Annotated in this window: 23 protein-coding genes; 20 read left to right on the top strand and 3 right to left on the bottom strand. The window is 42.9% G+C overall.

Annotation, left to right across the window (positions count from 1 at the left end):
* The first annotated feature begins 39 nt into the window (after positions 1-39).
* The 20 genes from L6773_RS17345 (at position 40) to L6773_RS17250 (ending at position 20,509) form a co-directional block, all read left to right on the top strand.
* Positions 40-1,233, top strand: coding sequence for an FtsW/RodA/SpoVE family cell cycle protein (locus tag L6773_RS17345; protein ID WP_237855744.1), 1,194 nt, complete (start codon positions 40-42; stop codon positions 1,231-1,233).
* Positions 1,230-2,390: an undecaprenyldiphospho-muramoylpentapeptide beta-N-acetylglucosaminyltransferase gene (gene murG / locus L6773_RS17340; protein WP_237855743.1), complete on the top strand. Its 1,161-nt coding sequence runs from the start codon at positions 1,230-1,232 to the stop codon at positions 2,388-2,390. The genes L6773_RS17345 and murG overlap by 4 nt, the downstream gene beginning before the upstream one ends.
* A complete protein-coding gene (murC, locus tag L6773_RS17335) occupies positions 2,390-3,805 on the top strand; it encodes a UDP-N-acetylmuramate--L-alanine ligase (RefSeq protein ID WP_237855742.1) in 1,416 nt (471 codons plus the stop codon). The genes murG and murC overlap by 1 nt, the downstream gene beginning before the upstream one ends.
* 1 nt (position 3,806) lies before the next feature.
* Positions 3,807-4,538, top strand: a complete 732-nt coding sequence (locus L6773_RS17330; protein ID WP_237855740.1) for a cell division protein FtsQ/DivIB — start codon at positions 3,807-3,809, stop codon at positions 4,536-4,538.
* A gap of 185 nt (positions 4,539-4,723) precedes the next feature.
* Complete coding sequence (gene ftsA / locus L6773_RS17325; RefSeq protein ID WP_237855739.1) at positions 4,724-5,983, top strand: cell division protein FtsA; 1,260 nt, start codon at positions 4,724-4,726, stop codon at positions 5,981-5,983.
* 117 nt (positions 5,984-6,100) lie between these two features.
* Positions 6,101-7,441, top strand: coding sequence for a cell division protein FtsZ (gene ftsZ, locus L6773_RS17320; protein WP_237855738.1), 1,341 nt, complete (start codon positions 6,101-6,103; stop codon positions 7,439-7,441).
* Between the two features lie 320 nt (positions 7,442-7,761).
* Positions 7,762-8,382, top strand: a complete 621-nt coding sequence (locus L6773_RS17315; RefSeq protein ID WP_237855737.1) for a sulfotransferase family 2 domain-containing protein — start codon at positions 7,762-7,764, stop codon at positions 8,380-8,382.
* A 46-nt stretch (positions 8,383-8,428) separates the two neighbouring features.
* Positions 8,429-10,051: a FlgD immunoglobulin-like domain containing protein gene (locus tag L6773_RS17310; protein ID WP_237855736.1), complete on the top strand. Its 1,623-nt coding sequence runs from the start codon at positions 8,429-8,431 to the stop codon at positions 10,049-10,051.
* On the top strand, positions 10,051-11,088 hold the full coding sequence (locus tag L6773_RS17305; RefSeq protein ID WP_237855735.1) for a PorV/PorQ family protein: 1,038 nt from the start codon (positions 10,051-10,053) through the stop codon (positions 11,086-11,088). The genes L6773_RS17310 and L6773_RS17305 overlap by 1 nt, the downstream gene beginning before the upstream one ends.
* Positions 11,089-11,111: 23 nt before the next feature.
* Positions 11,112-12,272 carry a PorV/PorQ family protein gene (locus L6773_RS17300; RefSeq protein WP_237855733.1) on the top strand — a complete coding sequence of 387 codons (1,161 nt, stop codon included), beginning with the start codon at positions 11,112-11,114 and terminating at the stop codon, positions 12,270-12,272.
* A 14-nt stretch (positions 12,273-12,286) separates the two neighbouring features.
* Complete coding sequence (locus L6773_RS17295) at positions 12,287-13,285, top strand: glycosyltransferase family protein (protein WP_237855731.1); 999 nt, start codon at positions 12,287-12,289, stop codon at positions 13,283-13,285.
* Between the two features lie 57 nt (positions 13,286-13,342).
* Complete coding sequence (locus L6773_RS17290) at positions 13,343-14,344, top strand: Kelch repeat-containing protein (protein WP_237855730.1); 1,002 nt, start codon at positions 13,343-13,345, stop codon at positions 14,342-14,344.
* 99 nt (positions 14,345-14,443) lie between these two features.
* The gene (locus L6773_RS17285; protein WP_237855729.1) at positions 14,444-15,121 is read left to right on the top strand and encodes a DUF707 domain-containing protein; all 678 of its coding nucleotides are present in this window, start codon (positions 14,444-14,446) and stop codon (positions 15,119-15,121) included.
* Complete coding sequence (gene glf / locus L6773_RS17280) at positions 15,108-16,250, top strand: UDP-galactopyranose mutase (RefSeq protein ID WP_237855728.1); 1,143 nt, start codon at positions 15,108-15,110, stop codon at positions 16,248-16,250. The genes L6773_RS17285 and glf overlap by 14 nt, the downstream gene beginning before the upstream one ends.
* Positions 16,251-16,273: 23 nt before the next feature.
* Entirely contained in the window at positions 16,274-17,113 is an 840-nt protein-coding gene (locus L6773_RS17275; protein ID WP_237855727.1) for a hypothetical protein, read from the top strand.
* An 8-nt stretch (positions 17,114-17,121) separates the two neighbouring features.
* Positions 17,122-17,913: a hypothetical protein gene (locus L6773_RS17270; protein ID WP_237855725.1), complete on the top strand. Its 792-nt coding sequence runs from the start codon at positions 17,122-17,124 to the stop codon at positions 17,911-17,913.
* A 153-nt stretch (positions 17,914-18,066) separates the two neighbouring features.
* Positions 18,067-18,870 (top strand): dienelactone hydrolase family protein, encoded by an 804-nt coding sequence (locus tag L6773_RS17265; protein WP_237855724.1) that lies wholly within the window; start codon positions 18,067-18,069, stop codon positions 18,868-18,870.
* 130 nt (positions 18,871-19,000) lie between these two features.
* Positions 19,001-19,951 carry a nitrilase family protein gene (locus tag L6773_RS17260; protein ID WP_237855722.1) on the top strand — a complete coding sequence of 317 codons (951 nt, stop codon included), beginning with the start codon at positions 19,001-19,003 and terminating at the stop codon, positions 19,949-19,951.
* 36 nt (positions 19,952-19,987) lie between these two features.
* Positions 19,988-20,221 carry a hypothetical protein gene (locus tag L6773_RS17255; RefSeq protein WP_237855720.1) on the top strand — a complete coding sequence of 78 codons (234 nt, stop codon included), beginning with the start codon at positions 19,988-19,990 and terminating at the stop codon, positions 20,219-20,221.
* A 90-nt stretch (positions 20,222-20,311) separates the two neighbouring features.
* Entirely contained in the window at positions 20,312-20,509 is a 198-nt protein-coding gene (locus L6773_RS17250; protein ID WP_237855719.1) for a hypothetical protein, read from the top strand.
* 155 nt (positions 20,510-20,664) lie between these two features.
* Here L6773_RS17250 and L6773_RS17245 read toward each other — a convergent pair whose 3' ends face one another.
* From L6773_RS17245 to L6773_RS17235, 3 genes are all read right to left on the bottom strand, one after another.
* Positions 20,665-22,167 (bottom strand): asparagine--tRNA ligase, encoded by a 1,503-nt coding sequence (locus tag L6773_RS17245; RefSeq protein WP_237855718.1) that lies wholly within the window; start codon positions 22,165-22,167, stop codon positions 20,665-20,667.
* A gap of 201 nt (positions 22,168-22,368) precedes the next feature.
* Positions 22,369-22,905, bottom strand: coding sequence for an REP-associated tyrosine transposase (locus L6773_RS17240; RefSeq protein WP_237855717.1), 537 nt, complete (start codon positions 22,903-22,905; stop codon positions 22,369-22,371).
* A gap of 322 nt (positions 22,906-23,227) precedes the next feature.
* On the bottom strand, positions 23,228-24,487 hold the full coding sequence (locus L6773_RS17235; protein WP_237855716.1) for a M16 family metallopeptidase: 1,260 nt from the start codon (positions 24,485-24,487) through the stop codon (positions 23,228-23,230).
* Positions 24,488-24,754 lie beyond the last annotated feature (267 nt).

The raw sequence follows: 24,754 nt of genomic DNA, 5'->3' as shown, positions 1-24,754 counted from the left end.
ACAACTAACAACTGACAACTGACAACAAACCAAAAAAACTTGTACTACACCACACCAAATAGCAAAGTCGGATCCATTTTCGGCACCACCAAGGATGAGCTGGATGCGCCGGACCGGAGCAGCGACCAGGTCCTGTTGGTTACCATCATCGGGCTGATGATTTTCGGTTGCCTGGCAGTGTATTCCTCCATCGCTTTCTTTGCCCAGTCGCATGGAACGACTGCAGTGAGTTTGGTTTCCGGTCATGCCATTAAGCTGCTGATCGCATTTTTCGTAATGATCTTTATATCAAAAATAAATTATCGGGTATTGGCGAGATTTAGCCGTTTCGCTATGCTTCTCAGTTGGGGACTTCTTATTGTCATGCACCTTTACGGAGATGTATCCTGGGGAGCCCAGCGTTCACTTTCTATCGGCAGTGTATCATTTCAGCCAACATCTTTTGCTGCAATAGCACTCATTCTCCATGTGGCCGTACTCTTGTATGAAAAACAGGAATATATCAAAGATTTTAAGCGTGCTTTTCTCCCGATTATGTTCTGGGTGGGAGTCACGTTTGTATTGATCGGAACCGAAGATCTGAGTAGTGCCGCAGTACTGATGGGCATTTGTATCCTGATGATGTTCGTTGGGCGAATCAGCATTCCACAACTTTCGGGTTTGGTTTTGATTGGATTGATCGGTGTTGCCGGATTTATCAGCACATCAACTGAACGACAGAGCCGAATTGATCAATATGTAGCTCAAATCACCGAAATCAACGATCAGAATTTTGAATCAGCTGAAGGTTACCAGGCTCAGCAGGCGCATATAGCAATCGCACAGGGACAGCTTTTTGGCGTTGGAATCGGCAAGAGCACGCAGCGTGATTTTCTACCGGCACCTTACAACGATTTTATTTTCGCCATCATCGCTGAAGAGTATGGTATTGTCGGAGCCATCTCCGTGATTTTTGCATACCTGTTGATTCTCTATCGCGGAATCGCAGTGATCGCAAGACAGGCGCCCGATGTTCTGGGCACTTTGATTGCCTTCGGCTGTACTCTTTTGATTTCACTCTATGCATTTGTGAATGCGGGCGTGGCCACCGGGCTTTTGCCGGTAACCGGACTGCCGATGCCATTCGTGAGTTATGGCGGATCAAGCATGGTTTTTGCCGGAGCAATGTCAGGCATGCTGCTGAATATTTCAAGACATATAGCAAACATCAAAACAAGATTTTATAACGGATGATCGCAACCGTTGCAAAGGACATATCATCTACAGATACCCTCACCGCTGCCGTGGGTCACATTCGTGTGCTCATGGCAGCCGGTGGTACGGGTGGTCATGTTTATCCGGCGATTGCCATTGCAGATGCGATTAAAAAAGCTAAACCGGATGCGGATTTTCTGTTTGTGGGAACCCGTGATCGAATGGAATGGGAAACCGTTCCGAAGTACGGCTATGAGATTAAAAGCATTTGGATTAGCGGAATTCACAGGAGACTAACGGCTCAAAACCTCCTGTTCCCAATCAAACTGATAACAAGCATCTTTCAGAGTTTTTCAATTGTGAAATCATTCAACCCCGATATCGTGATTGCATGCGGTGGATTTGCATCCGGTCCGATTGGATGGGTTGCGGCGAAACTTGGAATCCCACTCTTTTTGCAGGAGCAGAACAGTTACCCGGGATTGACAAATCGGCTTCTAGCCAAACATGCCACAGCGATCTTTACCACTTTTGATGATGCAAAACAGTATCTGCCGGAAGAGAAAATCACTCTTACCGGAAATCCGGTACGGGGGCAGGTGAAATCTCTTGACAAGGCCTCCGCTTTAGAAAGATTCGATTTCTCAAGTGACCGGCCGGTTTTATTAATTATCGGTGGTAGCGGCGGAGCTAAAGGCTTGAATGATATCATGAGTTCCGAGATCGACAGACTTCACAATGAAGCGAATCTTCAAATCATCTGGCAATGCGGACCCAAGTATTATGATAGTTTGGTTGATACAATTGATGTTGAGAAGTATCCGAATTTGAGATTGATGGCCTATATCGACGATATGTCGGCGGCGTATGGAGCTTCTGACCTGGTGGTTGCCCGGGCCGGAGCCGGAACATTTAGCGAACTGGCTGCAACCGAAAAACCGGCCATTATGGTTCCATCACCCTATGTAGCTGAGGATCATCAGACCACAAATGCTCAATCATTGGTGAATGCAGGAGCTGCCAAACTTTTAAAAGAATCGACGCTTGATGAGTTGTTCTATTCAGCTGTTACCGAGTTGATTCGAAATGAGGAAGAGCTGAACAAGATGTCATCCGCGATGAAATCACTTGCAAAACCTAATGCTGCAGAAGAGATCAAAAACAAAATTTTTTCATTCTTAGAGAAGCAAAATTGATGAGTAATTCCATTCAAACACAACCCGTTTTTGGACGAACCCGCCACATTCACATGGTGGGCATCGGTGGGATTGGTATGAGCGGAATGGCCGAGATATTGCTACTTCGCGGATACCGGGTCAGTGGATCGGATCAAAGCAGATCGGAAACGACGTACCGACTTGAAGAACTTGGTGCTAATATCTTTTATCAGCATGCCCCGGAAAATATTGAAGGTGCCGATGTGGTGGTCTATACCAGCGCGGTTAAGGCCGATGATAACGTGGAAACGAAAGAAGCCCTGTCCCAAAAAATTCCGGTAATTAAACGCTCGGAAATGCTGGCCGAATTAATGCGTACCAAGTATGGAATTGGCATTGCCGGAACCCATGGGAAAACAACCACTACGACCATGACCGGTCATGTGGTGCAAGACGGACAATTTGATCCAACTATTATCGTGGGCGGACGAGTTCACAGTTTTGCAAAAACCAATGCTGTTGTCGGTAAAGGTGATATCATCATCGTTGAAGCCGACGAGTACGACCGAACATTTTTACGCCTATCCCCTTCCTTGGTGGTGATTACCAACATCGAAGCGGAGCACATGGATATCTATGAGGACCTGGATGATGTAAAACAGGCCTTTACCGATTTTGCCAATAAAGTCCCTTTTTATGGTGCCGTTGTGGTTTGCCTTGATGATCCTGAAGTGAAAAGTATACGGCCGAATATCAAAAAACGAACCATTAGTTACGGATATAATCCACAAGCTCAAGTACGTGCGGTAAATGTTTCCCACGAAACTCTGAACAGCACGTTTACCGTGATCTCATCGGGTCATGAACTCGGCGAAATCCAATTAAAAGCTCCCGGTGATCATAATGTAAAAAATGCATTGGCAGCGGTTGCGGTTGGGCTTGAACTCGGAATCTCATTTGAGAAGATAAAATCTGGATTAGAGCGGTTTGAGGGTGTTTTCAGGCGATTCCAGGTCAAACACAATACCGATGAACTGATTGTGATTGATGATTATGCTCATCATCCAACAGAGGTCCAGGCAAGTATTCAAGCTGCCCGAAAAGGTTGGAAAAACCGTAGAATTGTTGCCGTTTTTCAGCCTCACCTTTATTCCAGAACTCAAGAACTGTACAAAGAATTTGGCCTTTCCTTTTTTGATGCAGAGGTCTTGGTCGTGACGGATGTGTATCCGTCGCGGGAGAAACCAATTGAAGGTGTAACCGGCCAGTTGATTTCTGATACGGCTAAAAATTACGGCCATAAAAATGTCCACTATGTTGAAGAAAAATCAGATCTCCCCGAAAAATTGAAAGAGATATTGCAGGATGGCGATATCATCATCACGATGGGTGCCGGCGACGTTTATAAATACGGCGAACAGTTTCTTGATCTTGTAAATGAAGGAGGTGTTTAATATGGCGAAGATATCGAGCATACTGAAAAACACTGTTTGGATTGTTTTGACTCTCGCACTCTTTACAAGTGCCGTTCTTGCCGGACTTTACCTCGAAAATAACATGAGGATTGAAGAGGTGAAATTTGAAGGAAATCACTATACGGATCTTGAATCTTTGGAAGAAGCATTGGAGTTACCGATTGGCATGCTGGCAGACAGTGTTTCTTATGACAGTCTTTTTATGGATTTAAAAGCACTGCCTTATGTGGAAGATGCCACGGTAAGTATGGGAATCCTTGGAACTTTGACTTTCAAGGTTACAGAGCGAGAACCATTTGCCATGCTTGTGGATGGAAATCGTCGGGTTTACGTGGCGCAAGGAGGGATCAAGCTCCCTGTCATTCCTGAAAAAGTAAAAGATGTCCCGCTGGTTTATGGATTTTCAGCTCGATCATTGAGTGATACATTGAAATCAGATTCATATAGACAAGTGGAGGATTTTTTGATCGCTGCACGAAAAAATGAAATCGGTTGGGTCACTATCAGTGAAGTTTCTTGGAATGAAAGTGAAGGTGTAGTTGCGCTCACCTATGAAAATGGAGTGAAACTTCTTTTTGGAAATGATCAATTCGAAGAAAAGATGAAAAACTGGGATGCCTTTTATACCGAGGTGATATCTAAAAAAGGGATGGCAGCGTTTACCAGCATCGATCTCCGCTTTGAAGATCAAATTGTAACACGAAATTCTTAAATAGTGTCTCTAAGAAAACATCAATATCTGCGTTCCGCTTGTTCAAAAAATGCTCGTGTACACGCAGTACACTGCGCTTTTTTGACCTTCGCGCGCCTTGATCTTGTCGTTTTCTTAGGACACTATCAGTTTCTTTTAAAAAAATTAAAAAAAGTTTAGCAATCAATAACAGATCAGGATCGCATATGGAACAGGAAAATGAACGAATTGTTGTAGGACTCGATATCGGCACGACCAAAGTTTGTGCCGTTGTGGCATCGATTAATACGCAGGATCGAATCCACATATTGGGTGTCGGTAAAGCCCCCAGCGAGGGTTTAAATCGCGGGGTCGTCGTGAATATTGACAAGACTGTGAACGCCATCAAAACGGCCATTCAACAGGCTGAACTGGCTTCGGGGATTGAGGTGAATTCCGTGAACGTTGGAATTGCCGGCGATCATATCCGGAGTATTCGCAGCAAGGGTGTTATTACCATCAACAATAAAGACAAAGAAATTACAGTACAGGATGTCGAGCGGATTTTGAAGGACTGCCAGCAGATTATGCTTCCGCCCGATCAGCAGATTTTACATGTGATTCCGCAGGAATTCGTAGTGGATGGTCAGGACGGAATCAGTGACCCTGTTGGCATGAGCGGTATGCGAATGGAAGCCGAAGTGCACATAATCACCGGCTTGGTTTCTGCGGCAAAGAACCTCTACCGATGTGTAGAGCGCGCCGGTTACCAGGTTGCGGATATCATTCTCGAACCCCTCGCCTCATCCTATGCAGTATTAGATGATGAAGAGAAAGAGGCTGGAGTAGTTCTGGTGGATATCGGCGGCGGAACGACGGACCTTGCCGTGTTCCAGGAGAATACGATTCGCCATACAGCCGTCATCGCGATTGCCGGAAAGAAAGTGACCGATGACATCAAAATTGGATTAAGTGTGTTGGATGACCAGGCACAGAAACTGAAACATCAGCACGGCGAATGTTTTGTAGACCTGATTGAAGATGATGAATCAATCACCATTCCCGGCATTGCAGGTCGTCCACCCAAAGAGATTACAAAAAGCATATTGGCAAAAATCATCCAGGCGAGAATGGAAGAGATCCTGGAGATCGTAGCCATCGAGGTGAAACGCAGCGGATACGCCGATTCCCTGAGTGCAGGAATTGTGGTTACCGGTGGCGGATCACTCATCAAGAATATCTGTCCGCTTGCAAATGAAGTACTCGGAATGGATGCCAAAATTGGCCGTCCTCTCGGGCTTGCAGGCGGGTTGATCGAAGAAGTAAACAGCCCCATCTATGCAACCAGTGTGGGTTTAGTATTACACGCGCTGAAAGCAGAAGGTGTGGAGAACGAGATGGTTCCGTCATCATCAAAAGGAACCGGAGTCGAGAAGGTGATGAACAGTATCACCGAACGAATGAAAAGTTGGTTTAAAGAACTTTAGCAATCAAAAAACCCAAACTTGTAAGGGTAGTTCAAGAATTACCCTACGAGAAATCGAATAAACAAGAAAGAAGCAATCAATAATCATTACAGATAGCAATCATAAACGGAGTTAACTATGGAATACGTAACCTCACGCTTTAGTTTTGACGAGAAAGGTCAGGATAATGCGAAGATCAAAGTGATCGGTGTTGGCGGTGGCGGTGGTAATGCCATCAACAACATGATCCAAAAAGGATTAGACAGTGTAGAGTATATCGCACTGAATACAGACGCCCAGGCGCTCAAAAATAATGACGCCGATATCTCCATCCAGGTTGGAGCCAACCTGACATCTGGATTGGGAGCCGGTGCGAGACCTGAAATTGGCCGCGAGGCTGTCGAAGAAAATCGCCATGAATTGGATGAAGCTGTTGACAATGCCGACATGATTTTCATAACGGCAGGAATGGGCGGCGGAACCGGAACGGGAGGAGCTCCTGTGGTAGCAGGTATTGCCAAGCGAAAAGGAATTTTAACGGTGGGTATCGTCACCACTCCTTTCCTCGTTGAAGGCAAAGTTCGGATGAAATATGCCGTTGAAGGCATTGCCGAACTGAAGAAAAATTGTGATACCGTCATCGTGATTCCCAATGAACGATTACTGGATATTGCCGACGAAAACACAACACTGGTTGAAGCGTTTGATAACGCCAATCAAGTGCTCTATAACGCGACAAGAGGAATTTCTGATTTGATCCTGATGCCGGGACTTATTAATCTCGACTTTGCAGATGTCCGAACTACTATGATTGACGGTGGTGCTGCCATCATGGGATCTGCGACTGCAAGCGGACCCGATCGCGCAGAGATCGCCGCCCGCGAAGCGATTAACTCTCCCCTGCTTGATGGTGTAAGTATTCGCGGGGCACGTAATGTTCTGGTGAATATTTCAGCCGGATCGAACCTGGGGATTAAAGAAACCACAACGGCTACACGAATCATCCAGCAGGAAGCCGGCGAAGATGCAGAGATTATTCTCGGTAGCGTTCTGGATCAATCATTTGATGAGGAGTTGCGGGTAACCGTAATAGCCACCGGTTTTGAGTTTGAAGAGAACAATGTTAAATCTCAATCTCAACCTTCTTCGTCCAAGAAAAATGAAGCTGTCAGCGAGAAGAAACCATCAACCATGCTGCCGAAGGCAAGTGAAATTGCCCAGCGAAGAACAGCAATGGACAGCAATTTCTATAAAGGCGAGAAAAACCTGAAAAACCTCGACTCACCGGCCATCCATCGCAGAAGTTTGAAACACATTCGAACGAATGATGATAAGGAAGCCGATGAGGAGATATCCGAACCTAAGCAGGAACAGCGCAAAGCCGGTAACGACGATTCTTCAGGCCTGAATGATCGATCTGAAAGAATCGACAAGCGTGACAGTGAACAACCTGCATTCCTTCGAAAAATCATGGACTAACATTTCAATGTATTCCATGATTCAATGATTGCTTTATAACATAAGATGGGCACTTTGTGTCCACTCTATAGATTGCTAAATCAAAAAAAGAGCCTCTTTGATCGGAGGCTTTTTTCTTTTCTGTAAGGTATAAAATTAATGATGAGGAAAGATAATTTATTTGTAATGGGAAAAGGCGAAATGAAAAAAAGTACAGCAGATTCAAATTTAAATAAAATGTATCTTTTAATGTTTCATTATTAACCAGACAGACAACTTATATACTTGATATTTATACATTTAAGGATATTATATTATAGACTTATAACTCGATAATCGGTATGCTGATCTCAGAAAAACACAACTTTATTTTTATCCATATCTATAAGAATGCAGGTTCCAGCATATCCCGTGCGCTCATGCCTTTTTGTTCAAATCATTTTCGGATTTTTGCCCATCGTGTTCTCAGGATCTTTCACATTCAGGCGATGAACCCCATGCCCTACAGAAAACATATCAAAGCGGAAGAGCTGGTTGAGGAAATAGGGCGTGACCTGTTTGATTCCTATTTCTCATTTGCCGTGGTACGAAATCCCTGGGATTGGAATGTATCACTCTACAATTACTTGCTTGCGGATAAAAATCATTTTCTGCATGAGCGCACGAAGAGCTTCAGGAATTTCGATGAATACATTAAAGACAGGTGTCAGAAATCATATGCTCCCCAAAAAAAATTCATCTACTCAAAAAATGGAGAGAAACTGGTGGATTTTGTCGCCCGTTTTGAAAATCTGGAGCAGGATTTCGAAAAAATATGCTCCATCATCGGGATACAGGCGGAACTGCCTCACATCAACAAATTGAACAATACCGATTACCGGGAATATTACACGGATAAAACCCGGGAATTAGTGCGACATTCTCACAAGACAGATATCAACCTGTTTGAATATGAATTCTGATTTTTATTCATTTGATTTCAATAAAGCACACTGATACTTTTTCCTGATGCAGAACGGAAACTCGATTTTTATCAAGATCTATTTAATTTGCTTCTGCCTCTTTGTCTCTCCATCTCTCCTTTTTTCACAAACGTACGGCCCCATTGAAGATCGATATTCTACATTACGTCAAAACTCTAACTCTACTTTGGAAGGAAACGATCAGGCAGTATGGATTGGCCCGGGACTGAATGCTTATGGGGAATTTACCGGGGATATTTATGTACCCGCAAATGCCGACAGTGTGTTTAACGGTCGCGGACGGGTCTTCTCTTTAGAAGTTCAGGGAACCAGAATTTTAGCCGGTTTGGGATTTACCTCAACCCGTGGCGGTTCATCTGTAAATGCAGCTCAGGGATATTATCAATCTAACGATTCCGGAAATGATTGGGATTTCATCACTTTTCCGCTTGATGAAAAAGCTGATGATTCCTGTGATGCCGCCTCGATTGGCCCTCCCTGTGATATTGAATTTGAATATGGAGACACAACTTATATTCGCACCCGAATAACCGTACCCGAACAATCACCGCCTTATGAAGTCGATTTTTATGATCAAACGATTTTATCTGTAAACTGGGCATCCGGACTATTGCGCAGCCGCGATAACGGGGAGAACTGGGAACGGATTTTTTTACCACCGTCGAATGTATCGAACCTGAATCCCGAAGAATCTTATGGGTGGGTCTCCGTAACTCCCGATGATGAAGTGATTAATCGATACGATCCCCGGTTTGATAACAATCTACTTGGGTTTGGCTTGCTGATTGACGACCAGCAACGGGTATGGGTTGGAACAGCATCCGGTATCAATGTCTCCGAAAATGCGTTAACAGCTCCGGTCGACCGAATTGAATGGAGGCACTTTTCATGGAACCCGGAATCGCAAGAGGGACTCCTGTCTAACTGGGTGGTTACAATTCGCCAGCAACCTGACACCGACCGAATCTGGATGACAAACTGGATCACCGATTCCGAGAATCGAGATGAATATGGTATAGTGTATACCGATGATGAAGGAGAAACTTTCCACCAATTTCTTGAAGGAGTTCGAGCCAACGACATCGGTTTTTTTGATGAAGATATTTATGTAGCTGCAGATAACGGCCTCTATATTTCAAGAGATGATGGTGAAAACTGGAAGCGAATTCCTCAAATTTCAAGTCCCAATACATTCATCAAGCCGGATGCCCGGTATTTTGCAGTCACCTCCACCGAACAGAATCTTTGGGTGGGAACATCCGACGGAATTGCATCAACATCAGACGGTGGAGAAAACTGGGAAATCTTGCGGGTTGATGTTCCTTTGAGTGGCGGCAATCAGTATCAACCCGATGCTCCGAATGTAAACAGTTATGCCTACCCCAATCCCTTTTCACCAACGCAACATTCGGTTGTTCGAATCAAATACCGGATGAAGAATCCCGGGCCTGCCACCATACGCATTTTTGATTTTGGAATGAATCCCGTCAAAACGATTCGTGTGCCAACAGTTCCATCATCCGGGTCTTATGAAACCGCCTGGAACGGGCTGACTGAATCGGGGCGAATCGCTTCAAACGGAACCTATTTTTACTCCATCGAGACATCCAACGGGTTTACAAATGGCAAAATTCTACTGCTTGATTGATGAAATATCTTAAATCCATTCCGATCTATATCTTATTGATATTTATGACCTTCGGATGGTCTAATGAGCTTTTCTCACAGGAGAAAAGCGGTGGATTTGCTGGTTCTTTCTCAAGAATGGGATTTTCTCCCCGCGGAATGGCGATGGGAAATGCTATGACATCCGTTGTACAGGAAGGCAGCTACAGTTACTACAATCCCGCTTTTGCGGCCATAAAATCTGACCTGATCCAAATTGATGCCGGAACGGCTCTGCTCCCTTTCGACCGCAGGCTCAACATGCTGCATTCTCATTTTCAGCTTCCGCCTTCTGCGGGTCTTTCTCTCAGTGTTTTGCATGGCAGTGTCGGCAAAATAGATGGGCGAGATCTGAACGGGTATCACACAGAAAATCTATCGACAAATGAATTCCAGGTAATCAGTAATTTTGGAATCCGCTTTTCGCAATCCATTTGGGCAGGTATCGGGCTCAAATATAACATCGCCCGGTATCACCCCAAACTGCCCACAAGCTCCGGCTTGGGAATTGATGCAGGATTATTGATTCACCCATTTCCAAAACTACGGCTTGGGCTGAACGTTCAGGATCTACTGGCCTCCTACAGGTTCAATACATCAGATCTTTACGGAACAGATTCATCCAATAACCAGGAGTTTTTTCCTGTTCGGATGGTGGCAGGTGCATCATATCAAATCAATAAGATTTGGCTGATCAGTTTAGATATTGAACATCGCCGGCAATCATATGAAACTCTACCAGTTCATGATGAGCAGAGTCAATCGATCGATCGATCAGAAAAAACTTCTGTCAGTCATTTTTTGCGTACTGGAACGAGCTACCAACTCCATGAAAGATTTACACTTCGCGCCGGGGCCCAGATAAACGAATTAGGTGAAGGAAATGATCTGCAACCCGCTGCCGGATTTTCCATACATTTACCCTATGATGCATTGTCCCCCTCGATTGATTATTCATTTCTGAGGGAACCTTCGGGACTCTCAACCATGCATGTATTTGCAATCAGGCTGAATTTATGATCCGCTTTTTTAACAAATTCCAGATGTCTAACTCGTTGCGAAGGTTCTCTTCGTATGTGTTTAGCGCTAAAAGGCCGATTCCAGGCCAATCATCATTTAACCCTCTCCCTCAATCCCTCTCCCGCGGGGAGAGAGGCGAAGGGATGAGGGCGAAAAAACGGTCAGCACCAAGAGATTCACTTTTTTCGTCCATCAAATCACTTAACAGTTACTTTCCTACACAACACGCCGGATTATCGATTCTAATTCTCGCAACCCTCACCCTTCTCTTTTCAGGTCCAAATCTTAATGCCCAAGACACCGGCAGCGGACTCGATTTTTTGAATATCGGTCCATCGTCGCGTATGCTGTCACTTTCTGAAGCAACCACTGCTTCGGCCGTCGGGCCATCGGCAATCTATTCCAATCCGTCGCTGTTGGTTTATGATGACCAGTCGAGCCTGGATGTAAGCTATACACTTTGGATTGCCAACGTGAATAACCAGTTCGCGGCCATGAATCTTAAAAGAGACAATCGGGCATTTGCATTTGGAGTCTACTCCTCCGGCAGTGACGGGTTTGAGGCTAGAGATCAACCCGGGCCATCTGTTGGAAATTTCTCCATTCGATATTTATCTCTGGCTGGTGCTGTCGCTCAAAAACTGGGTCCCTTTTCTGTGGGTATCACCGGTCAATACCTGCGCGAGGAGGTGTTCCAGTTTCGGGCCTCCGGGTATGCTTTTAATGCGGGAATCACCTCAACTTTTATAGATGATAAAATCCGGGCTGCAGCTGCAATTAAGAACATTGGAAATATGGAAAGCCTCGACCAGGAATCTACTCCTCTCCCCACTTCATTTAACACCGGGCTCTCTGCTGGTTTGATTCAGTTCAACACACCCGGCCGAAATGATTTACCGGTGCTGGTGAGTCTGATTGCGGATTGGAGTAAACCAATCCGGGAAAACCCCGGAAGTGATTTTATTGACAGTAACAAAAACGAAAGTTTTTTTACTCTTGCAATGGATCTGAATTTAGGAGATCTTTTATTTATTCAGGGTGGATATCGATGGGGGCCAACCGAGCGACCTTACAGTTTTGGATTGGGCCTGGAGATTGAATCTGTTCGTGTTAATTATGCACTTGTGCCATTTTCAACGGGATTCGGTACAGTCCACTCTTTTGGAGTTCAATACTATTTTTGATTAGTGGGTCTGCTATGAGTGAGATCAATGAACTGGATGAACTATATGATGGGCTGATCAGATCCGAACCTACAACGTTGTTTGTGGCTCCCCGTATTCGATATACTCACAAAAAGTCTGATTACCTTTATCTTTTCTATAAAAAACTGCTCGACTCACCGGATTTTAAAATATTTGATGTAAGTACAGCCGGGCATCTGAAATTTATACTTCACCAGCTCATCAAAGGCGACTCAATTTTACACTATCATTGGATCCAGTTTTCTGGTTTAGGATCTGTTTTTGTATTCCTTTTTAAATTATTCTGCATTCAACTGTACCTGCTTTTAGGCGGTAAACTTGTTTGGTCTCTGCATAACAAAGTTCCGCCGGATTGCAACCATGAATGGCTGCATATTAAAGCCCGGAGGTGGCTTGCAAAAAAAGCAGATCGGCTTGTTGTGGAATGTGAATCAATAATTCCGGATCTGTCGATCTATTTTAACGTCTCTCCCAAAAAATTCCGTGTCTGGTCGCATCCCGGTTATCCACCACAACTGATGCCGCGAGCAGCCGCCATCGAGGCTATTAACCACCGTTACGATGTGAAAATTAAAATCCAGGACCGAATCTATTTGATGTTCGGACACATCAGCCCTTATAAGCAGGTTGACAAAGTTTGCGCAATCTTTAAAGATGAGCCTTTAAACAAAAAACTACTGGTTGTTGGGCCGGTAAAAAAAGGACAAATGGCATACTTCAAAAAAATTCGCAAAGCTTCTCAGGAGATGAATAACGTACTTCTGATTCCACAGTTCATCAAAGAAGATTGTGTTCCCGAATTTTTCAACGCGGCCGATTTTCTTGTTTTTAATTACAAGAGTGTACTTGCATCCGGAGGAGTTCCACTTGCAAAAAGTTATGATAAAACAATTATCCTGCCCGAAAAAGGATGCTTAAAAGAACAAGAGGGGAAAAACTTAAAGTTCTTTAAATCTCAGAAAGAGTTGAAGGAGATTATTCGGGAATTATAACCAAATGCATCTTCGATTTTTTTAAGATGAAGGTTAATCTTTCATCAATATTCCATCATGAGTGACTATAAAATTTTCTGCACATTTATAATTTTGTTTACCACTCTCATCATTTCCTGTGGTTCGGACTCACCGGTTGATCCTGAAGATGAAAACATTTCTCATGGTAGTGGAGTAATTGCAAATGAAAATATAGGAATGCTGTTGCGACAAGGACATTCCCTGGTAGTTTTTAATGATAAAATATGGATGTTCGGTGGCCTGCAGCATCGATTTGGGATGAAAGACGTTTGGTATAGCGAGGACGGGATTCATTGGGAATTAGCAACTGAAGAAGCTGATTTTCCCGCGAGAGTGCAGCACACTGCATTCGCATACGATGATAAAATGTGGCTAATTGGCGGTGAGATTGTCGGTGGTTTTTTCAAAGATGTTTGGTATACCGAAGATGGAAGCCATTGGGTAGAGGCTGCTGATGATACTCCTCTTGGAAGACGAAACGGCCACTCAAGTGTAGTTTTTGACAACAAAATGTGGGTGATTGGCGGCAGTGAAATAAGTGACGATTTTAATGAGACATATATCCGTAATGATGCATGGTATAGCTCAGATGGGGTGAACTGGTCACAAGCCACGGATGATGCGGCCTTTAAACCTCGAACCGGCCATGAAAGTGTAGTATTTGATGATAAAATGTGGGTAATTGGTGGATATGGACACAATGATGTATGGTACAGTGAAAATGGAATAGATTGGACGATGGCTTCTGAAAATGCTGGATTTGCTAATTTAATCTATTTCGAATGCGTTGTATTTGATAATAAAATTTGGCTTATCGGAGGGTTCATAATTGATGAGAGTGTGAATGGTATAGTAGGTACAGTAAGCAAACAGATCTGGTACAGCAGTGATGGAGTTAACTGGCAGAAGACAGAACCTTACTTTGGGAGATATAGTCACGCCAATGCTGTCTTTAAAAATAAAATCTGGGGCGTTGGCGGTGCTGGTGCTCCAACAAATAACAATGACTCCTGGTACTTGGAGTTTCCGTCGGATTGAGTATTATTAAACCGAATTCAACGCTGAAGAAAAGCAAAATAACTTCACGCATTTCAGGCTGATTCATTAAATTTTCTGTGAGTAATCTGAAAAATCATAATGGGGAATAACAAAAATACAGATCCAAGACCCTCTCATCCATATTGTGTTATATCTGCGGTAGGTGAGAAAAGCAAGCATCCTGTATGGATCAGTGAAAACAGCCGTTTTGATCTTCACTTAATCGTTTATGATGATTCTATAGATAAATATGACACTGACACGCCATTTATCAAACAATCAAAAGGATATAAGTACAACCTGATCTATGATTACCTCAAAGAGAATGAAGACTTCCTAAATCAATATGAATACTTTTATATGCCTGATGATGATATAATCATCAAACCGGAAGCAATTCAGCGCCTATTTTCATACATGAAGAGATATAATCTTGCAATCGCACAACCCGCCCTGATTAATAAATTCTATTCTTATCCACATACTTGTTTGAAGTTAAATTCAAAGCTGCGATACACCAATTTTGTAGAAATTATGCAACCCTGTTTTTCCAGGGAGGCTCTCAAAAAAACTTTGTTTACATTTAAAGAAAATAAAAGTGGCTGGGGGATGGACTTTCATTGGGGAGACATTGTGGATTATAAACAGAAAAATATGGCCATTATTGACGATGTAATGTCCTTTCATTCAAGACCGGTTCAATCAAAGCATTTCGATGAACTTCAAAGATATATTGAGAAATATAATCTCACGAAGGAGGTCTATGAATCAATTTGATTATCTGATTGTGGGAGCCGGTTTTACGGGGAGCGTTTTAGCTGAACGACTTGCTTCCCAACTTGATAAAAAAGTATTGCTTGTTGAAAAAAGAGATCATATTGGGGGCAATGCTCATGATTTTTATAACGAAGCCGGAATCCTGGTTCACAAATATGGCCCCCATATCTTCCATACGAATAGTAAAAAAGTGTGGAATTATCTTTCACAATTCACCAATTGGCGCCCCTACTATCATAAATCGCTTGCTACAGTTGAAGGAATCGAGGTGCCCATTCCATTTAATTTGAACGCGTTATATCAATGCTTTCCTCCTTTATATGCCGGGAAACTCGAAACTTTGCTTATTGACGAATTTGGCTACGGGAGAAAAATTCCAATTCTAAAAATGAAGGAGAGATCCAGCGGTGAACTTAGCTTTCTTGCCAATTATATATATGAGCATGTTTTCCTGGGTTATACAACCAAACAGTGGGGATTAACACCCGAAGAGATCGATGATTCCGTGACGGCAAGAGTGCCCATCCATATCAGCAGAGATAACCGGTATTTCCAGGACATCTACCAGGCCATCCCACTGGAGGGGTATACAGAGATGTTCAAAAAGATGATCGATAATGAGAATATTGAAGTAGTGCTGAGTACCAATTATAAAGATATAGTAAATGATATATCATTCGACAGGATGATTTATACCGGCCCGATTGATGCTTACTTCGATTACTTACACGGTGAACTTCCATACCGAAGCCTTCAATTTGAATACAGACACTTTGAGCAGGAGTTTCACCAGTCAGCCGGTATCGTAACATATCCCAATGAATTTGATTTTACCCGAATAACAGAATTCAAACATCTGACTGGACAAAAGAGCAGGTCAACTACAATCGCCTATGAATTCCCCAAGGCTCATATTCAGGGTAAATCACTGCCCTATTATCCAATTCCCCACCCTGAAAACCGAGAACTGTTTAGGAAATATAAATCAGAATCAAAACAGCTTGGGAAGAATGTTCTTTTTGCCGGCCGCCTGGCTGACTATCTTTATTACGATATGGATCAAGCCGTGGCACGTGCATTAAGCCTTTTTGAAAAAGACCTTTGCAGTTCAACACAAATGATCACCTGATTGAATCAAATAGCATATTTCAATTGAATACTTCATCAACCGAAAGAACTGTACACACATTGGTTATTGCCAGGTACAAAGAAAATATTTCGTGGGTGAAACATGTACCGGATTCATTCGACATTATCATCTACAACAAAAGCAAACGGCTTCCACTATTTCAAAAACTTCTATGCAAACTCAATGACCGTATTCAAGTCGTCCACATTCCCAACTGCGGACGCGAAGCAGAAACTTATTTGCGATATGTAAAGGAAACTGCTGAGTATGGTGATCCCGAAAGTTATACGGTTTTCTGCCAGGGAAACCCTTTTGAGCACAGCCCGGACTTCCTTCAACTGCTTAACCGCGTTCATCTCTGGGATCCGCTCCAACCTCTCTCCTATCGCTGGAGGAAAGACAGGAATATCCCACCAAAAGAAGTATTAAAGATGGATAAACGTCATTTTATTGAAGGTTTAAGAGTTCGGGTGGAAACATTTTCGCTATACTCTTTGGGAACTATTTATTTCCTGGATAAAGGGATTCAATACACAACGAAATGGTATCAATCCGAGAGAAACCTGGGGGAAGGAGTAAATATTTCTCATCATTTTTTGAAAGAATGCAATCTGCCTGAAATAGCAAAAACAGCGGCTTGTCACAATCTGGGGCGTTTTACATTCGGAGCCATCTTCGCTGTAAAGAATCAATTGCTCAATGATTTGCAAGAGGAATCTATCTACTCAATGTATGACTTAACTCATAAGGATGATAAATATGGCTACCTTTTTGAACGCCATTGGATGCATATTTTTGGTGAACCTTTTTTATTAAACGAAAGGGAGATCCCAAGCAACAAATTTCAAGAAGTTCAATTGTAATCTTCAGAATGGCATCTACTCTCGAAAGCCCTCATACGCTGGTTATTGCTCGTTTCAATGAAGATATTTCATGGATCAGGCATGTTCCTAAAAAGTTTGGTATAAAAATTTACAACAAGGGAGAACCGCTTTCACTCAATCAAATCTACAGGCAAAATTTACAGGTAAGCCAGCAGAAAAATATTGGACGTGAATCGGAAACTTATATCACGTATCTAACGGAGAGAAAATCATACATCAATCCAAACGGATATTCTGTTTTCACTCAGGCCGATCCATTTGAACATAGTCCGGATTTCTTGAAGCTACTTCAAAACGAATCAAAGTGGAAACCAGTCCAGCCTCTATCCTTTAGATACAAAAAAGATTTTTTACCTCCTGACGTCCTTTTAAAAAACGACAAAAACAACTTTGTGGGTGATCTTCGGGTTCGGCTTGAGCCCTTTTCTGTCTACTCTATGGACTTTTTGAAATTTCATGATGAGTTTTCAATCAAACTGAATAGAATATATCGTACTCAATATGATTTAAAAGAAGGCACAAATCTCTCAGAACATTTTCTGAACATGTGTGGACTTCCCGAGCGTGCTGAGTTGGCCGCCTCAAATCTTTTTGGACAATTAACGTACGGCGCTATATTTGCGGTTCAGAATTCAATTCTTTCACAAATTTCACGAAAAGCACTGGAATCTATGCATCGATTGTCAAAAGGTGCTCACATTCAGGCCTATATGTTTGAACGACACTGGCTGCATATCGTTGGCTATCCATTTTTCCTCTCCCAAAAGTCTATACAGTAGGATTAATCTCACTAATTAATTCAAGGAAAATTCAAAACATGCCAAATTTAATTTCTTAAACCTTGTAAACACTATTGATCGTTTATTGAGGAATGCTTATTGATAGATTGTTGCTTGCTATAGAACATCAACTTCTACCTAATATCAAATCTTATGAAATCAGTAATAGTTATCCTGGCGAGTTTATTCTTCACTACCGGTTTAATGGCACAAGACTATGCCGTTGATCAACTTGAAAATTCACCGCGTCACCACGAGTGGGTGGATGTGGAATACAACGGCCGAACCATCCACAATTTTGTGGCCTATCCCGAAACTAATGAAGAAACGCTTGCGGTAATCGTCATTCATGAAAATCGCGGTTTGAATGACTGGGCAAGGAGCTTCACCGACCAGGTTGCTGAAGCCGGTTATATTGCGATCGCACCCGATCTGCTATCCGGCTTTAGTGATGAATATGAACGCACAACCGATTTTCCAACCTCCGATGCCGCGCGCGATGCCCTCTACACTCTCGATCCCAATCAGATCACTCAAGACCTTCACGCCGTACGAGAGTACATCAGCAATGTTCCTGCTTCAACCGGAACTGTGGTAGTAGCCGGTTTCTGCTGGGGAGGATCGCAAACATTTCGTTATGCTACCAACAGTGACCAACCTGAAGCTTATATGGTTTTCTACGGATCTGCACCCGATGACCCTGAAGCCGTACAGCAAATCAGCGCGCCGGTCTACGGCTTTTACGGTGAGAACGATCAACGAATCAACTCGGGAATTCCGGCCATTGAAGAGATGATGAACGAATTTGGAAAAATGTATGAGTATGAAATTTATGAAGGTGCCGGCCATGCTTTTATGCGAGCCGGCGATGATCCAAATGCAGATGAAGCATCAAAAGCTGCCCGCGATGCCGCCTGGGAGCGGTTGAAGGGTTTACTTGAAGAGATAATCATGTAATGTAACCGCAAAGAGCGCGGAGAAACGCAGAGGAATTCTTTAAAAAACTCTGCGACCCTCCGCGTACACTGCGGTTATTTTTTCATATTTTCTTATCACCTGGAATCATCAAATAGCTACACTTAATCGAATGCGCACATTTAACATTGCCGTTGCACAATTTGAACCCACAGATGGAGATAAAGATTACAATCTCTCGGTTATTGAAAAACTTACAGCCAAAGCCAAGGCGGACGGTGCCGAGGTCGTCAGTTTTCATGAGCTATGCATCACAGCATATACTCACCTGAAAGATTTGAACAAACAGCAACTCGATGATCTCTCCGAAGAGATTCCCAATGGCAAGAGTACACAGAAACTGATCCAGCTTTCTAAAAAGTATGATGTTCCGATCCTCGCCGGACTTGTGGAAAAAGATGGCGATCAATATTTCAACTCCTATATCTGTGTAGATCAATCCGGTGTATTGGGAAAGCATCGAAAAATTCATCCCTTTATTAGTGAATACTTGTCGGCCGGTGAAGAATACACCGTTTTTGAACTGAACGACTGGAAATGCGGAATCCTGATCTGCTACGACAACAACGTGATCGAAAATGCCCGTGCAACCACACTGCTGGGAGCTGAAGTGATCTTTGCCCCGCACGTTACAATGTGCACGCCATCTTCCATGCCGGGACGAGGGTATGTAGATCATGAACTTTGGGAAAATCGACACCTCGATCCGGTCCCCCTTCGAATGGAGTTCGACGGTCCGAAAGGAATTGGATGGCTGATGCGCTGGCTGCCCGCACGCGCATTCGACAACGGCGTTTATTACGCTTTCACCAATCCGATTGGGTACGACGGCGAACATCTGAAAAACGGCAACGCTTTGATTCTTGATCCCTATGGCGATGTGGTAACAGAGATCAAATCGTTTAAAGATGAAGTGACAACAGCAACCATCACATCAGATAAACTGAAACTTGCGGGTGGATTTCGATATCGAAATGCACGAAAGCCTAAGCTGTTTCGGGAGATCATGGGAGCCGATCACAAGTCAGAAATTCAGCCGGCATGGATGAAGAATGATGATTGAGGTTTAAATAGATCATTGAAATTTAAAAGAAATGTTATGGAAACATTTAAACTCAAACACAATATTCATCAAATAATCGATCGGATAGAAAATCAAGAGTTGTTGCAGTCCCTCTATGACTTTTTAAAAGGTAGAGAAAATGTTAAAACTGTTTCTCTTTGGAACTCACTGTCCCAAGAGCAAAAAAATGAAGTTTTATTATCATTCGAAGTATCAGAGAACGAGCAGAATTTAATTACAAGAGATGAACTCTTTGATTCTGATTCATGAAAATACTTCTCAACAAAAGAGCTGAAGAAAACCTACAATTCTACAAAGCGTTTTATTTCCGATGAGCGGGGAGAAAATGTGCCTCGGCCTTTGAAAAAAACAAAAGACTTTTTCGATTTAGTAGAATTATTTCCTGAGTTAGGGAGCATTGAATATGCTCATAAAAAGATTCGGGGGTTCCAACTCTCAAAGCAGACACGTGTTTTTTATCGAATAAAAGATCATCAAATAATAATCCTTTCCTTTTTTGATGTGAGAGAAAATCCTGAAAAGAAGCCACAACGTTAAAAGTAATGTATACTTACTATCAATCTTTTTAAGTAGATCCACGAAGTTTCAAAAACTTCGTGGATCTGAAACAGTTTACTCATTCAGTTAACGGAGCTTCGGAATGAGTGAATTCTACCAGTAAGCGATACTCCGCACCATTGCGGTTAAAAAAATTATGGCCTCAATCGACCCAGCATACGTGGAAATGGAATCGTCTCGCGCACGTGCTGCAGACCGCAAATCCATGCCACGGTTCGTTCCAGGCCCAATCCATAACCGGAATGCGGGACCGTTCCGAATTTTCGAAGGTCAAGATACCAGTTGAACAGATCTTCAGGCAGATCATGCTCCTCAATTCTTGCCTGCAGAACGTCAAGGCTATCTTCCCGCTCACTTCCTCCAATGATCTCTCCATATCCTTCGGGCGCAAGTACATCCAGGGCCAATGCCAGTTTTTCATTTTCGGGATCACGCTTCATGTAAAAGGCTTTTACCTCTGCAGGATAGCGATGGATCATCAACGGTGTATCATACTGCATCGTCAGGATCGTTTCATCACTGCCGCCAAAATCATTTCCCCATTTAAAATTTGCAGCCGATTCTTTCCAAACCGGGATATTTCTTAAATCTTCTTCAATCTGATCTACCCGGGCGTTAATCTCCTTAATCCGCTGATCGATCTGCGCTTTACGCCATTTCTTCGCCGATCCGTGCTCTTTTTTAATCTCCTTCTCTTCCTTCTGAATCTCTTTTAACTCCTCTTTACGATCTACTTCCATCTGATCAAGGAGCTCAGCCGTTTCCTTGCTTTTCAGTTGCTCCACGGCGTCGGAGTAGGAGATCCGGATGAATTTTTCGTTAGCCGCTTTTTCCAGGTAGGTTGTATCGCGTTCAAGTATCTCGAGTTCAGACTCATTTTCATCTAAAACCGTTTGAACGATAAACTGTAACATCGATTCGGCCAGGTCCATATTCATTTCCAGATCGTAAAAAGCCATTTCCGGTTCAATCATCCAGAATTCGGTGAGGTGACGGCGGGTTTTACTTTTTTCCGCCCGGAATGTAGGGCCAAAGGTGTACACTTTTCCATGTGCCATCGCCATCGCTTCGGCATAGAGCTGACCCGATTGTGTGAGGTAAGCTTTCTCATCAAAATAGTCGGTCTCAAAAAGAGTGGTCGTTCCCTCGGCGGCATTTCCGGTAAAAATGGGTGCATCCATCTGGATAAATCCCTCCTTTTGGAAAAATTGATGTATTGCAAACTGGATGGTATTTCGAACCTGCATCGCCGCCCACTGCCGTTGACTCCTCAGCCACAGATGTCTGTTCTCCATCAAAAATTCCACACCATGATCTTTCGGAGTGATGGGATAATTTTCAGCAATTTGTATCACTTTCAGATCTGTAGCATGAAGTTCATACCCACCGATACTTCGATCATCCTTCACAACTTTCCCGGTAATTTCAAGCGAGCTCTCCTGTTTCAGGCTTCCGGCCGCTTCAAATACCCCTTCAGATACCTCATCGGCGGCAACAATGCACTGGCATAGTCCGCTTCCGTCCCGAACTTCCAGGAAATGGATCGCCTTGCTGCTGCGAATATTATAGATCCATCCTTTGAGTGTTACGATTTTGTCTTGATGATCGGCGAGATTCTTAACTGAAGAGATACTCATAAATTATCCTATAGTTTGTGTTCGTTTTCTGAAATTTTCGCTCAAAAATACAAGTTACCGGGAAGAATTGCTGTGATCAACACAGAGATATTCACAACTGATAATGCAACGTTGAAAATTCGTCAGTTGAAAGAGAATTAACTATACTTAACTTGTGCCAAAGGTCTCCTTTGGCTCGCCACCTCGAAGCTCCGCTTCTATTCACTCCTCGTACAACTTAATAGGTATCAAACCCTCCAATCCTAAATAATTGTGCGCCGATGAATATCTCCAATGCTCAGGTTCATCAACATATCCTCGTTTTACAGGATTATTGTGAATGTACTCTATCTTCTGAATCATCATTTCGGGTGTAGTAATTTGCTTCGGATGATACCCTTCCTGCCAGACTTGATACTTACTCTGGTTTTTATGCTGTAACTTAGCTCGTTTAATTTGTTTCAATAAACGATGATAATTTCCTTCTACAAGAAAATCGACTATCTGACGAGCCATATAGGATTTAAAAATTTTCAACTTCTTCGGTAAATCATCGTGAGCAGCAATGAAATGGATATGGTTCTCCATGATCACATACGCATACAAATCCACATTTTTTGATTCTTGTAGAAACTGAAATCCATCAAGTATGAATTGTGCAATTTCAGGATTTGCAAATAGTGGGATACCTTCAACTATACTACTGGTAAGAAAGTATGGGTATTCTGTTTCATAGATTTTGTAGCGACTTCTGCTCATAATCAAGACTCTTTATTGTATGAACTTGCTTGAGCAAAAACCTTACAAAGTTTTTTTGAAGCAGAGCTTCTACGCGCAATGTTTCGAAGGAGACCTTCGAAACAAGTAAATAAGTTTGGAATCTGTGATTTTTAACTCGTGCCAAAGGTCTCCTTTGGCACGGCCACTCTGAAGCTCCGCTTCTATTCTCCAATTACACCCCTTTAAAAATTATCGCATCCGTATGGTTTACCGGAAGCAGACCTTCGTTGTGCAATGTCCCGAAGGAGACCTTCGGGACAAGTAAAATCGTTATTGAAGTTTGTGGTTTAGAACTTAAAAGTTATTTCTTCTCCGGCACCAACAATGTCTCTGAATACATTTCAGGATTGAAGAACTCTTCAGAAAATGTTCTCAGATCTTCGGAATTGACGGCATCTATGTTTTCAACAAGTTCATCGAGAGTTACATAGCGGTTGAAATAGATTTCACTTTTCGCCATTCTTGTCATCCTGTTGCTGGTATTCTCCTGTGATAGCATAAGCTTTCCTTTCAAGTGTGCTTTTGCTTCACTGAGCTCTTTCTCCCCCACTTTTTCCTCCTGTAATCGCATAAATTCAGCCGTAATCAACTCACGGACATGGGAAACATAATCTTTGTCCGTACCGATGTATACCCCAAAAAGTCCGGAATCCAGGTACGATTGATTGAATGGTCCAATTGAATAGCAGTATCCATATTTTTCCCGGATATTTTGATGAAGCCTGGAGCTCATCCCCCCTCCCAAAATGGTGTTTGCAAGCAGTAACAGGTATTTATCGGGATGGTCGTAATTCAATGAACGCCGGCCCAAAATCATATGAGACTGCTCAATCGGCTTCGTCAGCTCTTTTTGAGTGATTTCATAGGGAGGGATCGCTTGTGTTTCGTTAACCGTAGCCCCTGATGCATCTTGATCCAAAAGCCGTGTAACATGTTTTACTACATCTTCGTGAATCACATTCCCGGCTACGGCAACCAGTAAATTATCGGGATTATACCGGTTGTCGATATAATCAAATAATCCCTCACGAGTGAAGGAGACCACCGTCTCTTCGTAACCCAAAACCGGCCGGCCGATTGGATGATCCGGAAAGAGCTGTCCGCTGAACTCCTCCATTACAAAATCATCCGGACTGTCGTTGTACATCTTCATCTCTTCGAGTACTACATTCTTTTCCTTTTGCATCTCCTCTTCAGGAAAAATGGAGTGACGGACCATATCACTCAGAACATCCAGGGCGTCTTCCAACTTACTGTCCAGGCATCGAGCGTAATAGCATGTGTATTCTGTAGAAGTGAATGCATTGAGATATCCCCCAACCGATTCCATGCTCTGAGCAATCTCAAATGAAGTACGGTTTTCGGTTCCTTTAAATAACATGTGCTCAAGAAAATGAGTTATACCTGCTTGTGCATCACTCTCGTTTCGGCTGCCTGTTTTTACCCATATTCCGGCCGATATGCTTTTTATACTTTCAATGTGCTCAGTAACAATTTTTAGACCGTTTGGAAGAACTGATTTTTGAATCGTTTTCCCGGCTGCCGTAGATGTAGATGTCATATAGATTATTTATAGTCGAAATGAATTATTTGCCCAAAAGTACGAATAAGGCGAGTCAAATTTAAACTGATAATAACTGAATAGAATGACTGAGACTACCGTTCATTTTGGCAGAATTCTTCAATTCATTACCGTTGGCTTCAGCCAACGGCTGGAAGCTCTATTCTAAGGAGTGGGCTTTAGCCCCATTCCCTTCCAGAGCTAAAGCCAGACAGATTGCAGCCTTTTACATTTATTACCCTTTGCAAAAGTCGCCGGTCAAAGAAG

The organism is Rhodohalobacter sulfatireducens, assembly GCF_022012475.1.
Taxonomy (GTDB): domain Bacteria; phylum Bacteroidota; class Rhodothermia; order Balneolales; family Balneolaceae; genus Rhodohalobacter; species Rhodohalobacter sulfatireducens.
This window is presented reverse-complemented; position numbering and strand designations above follow the sequence as displayed.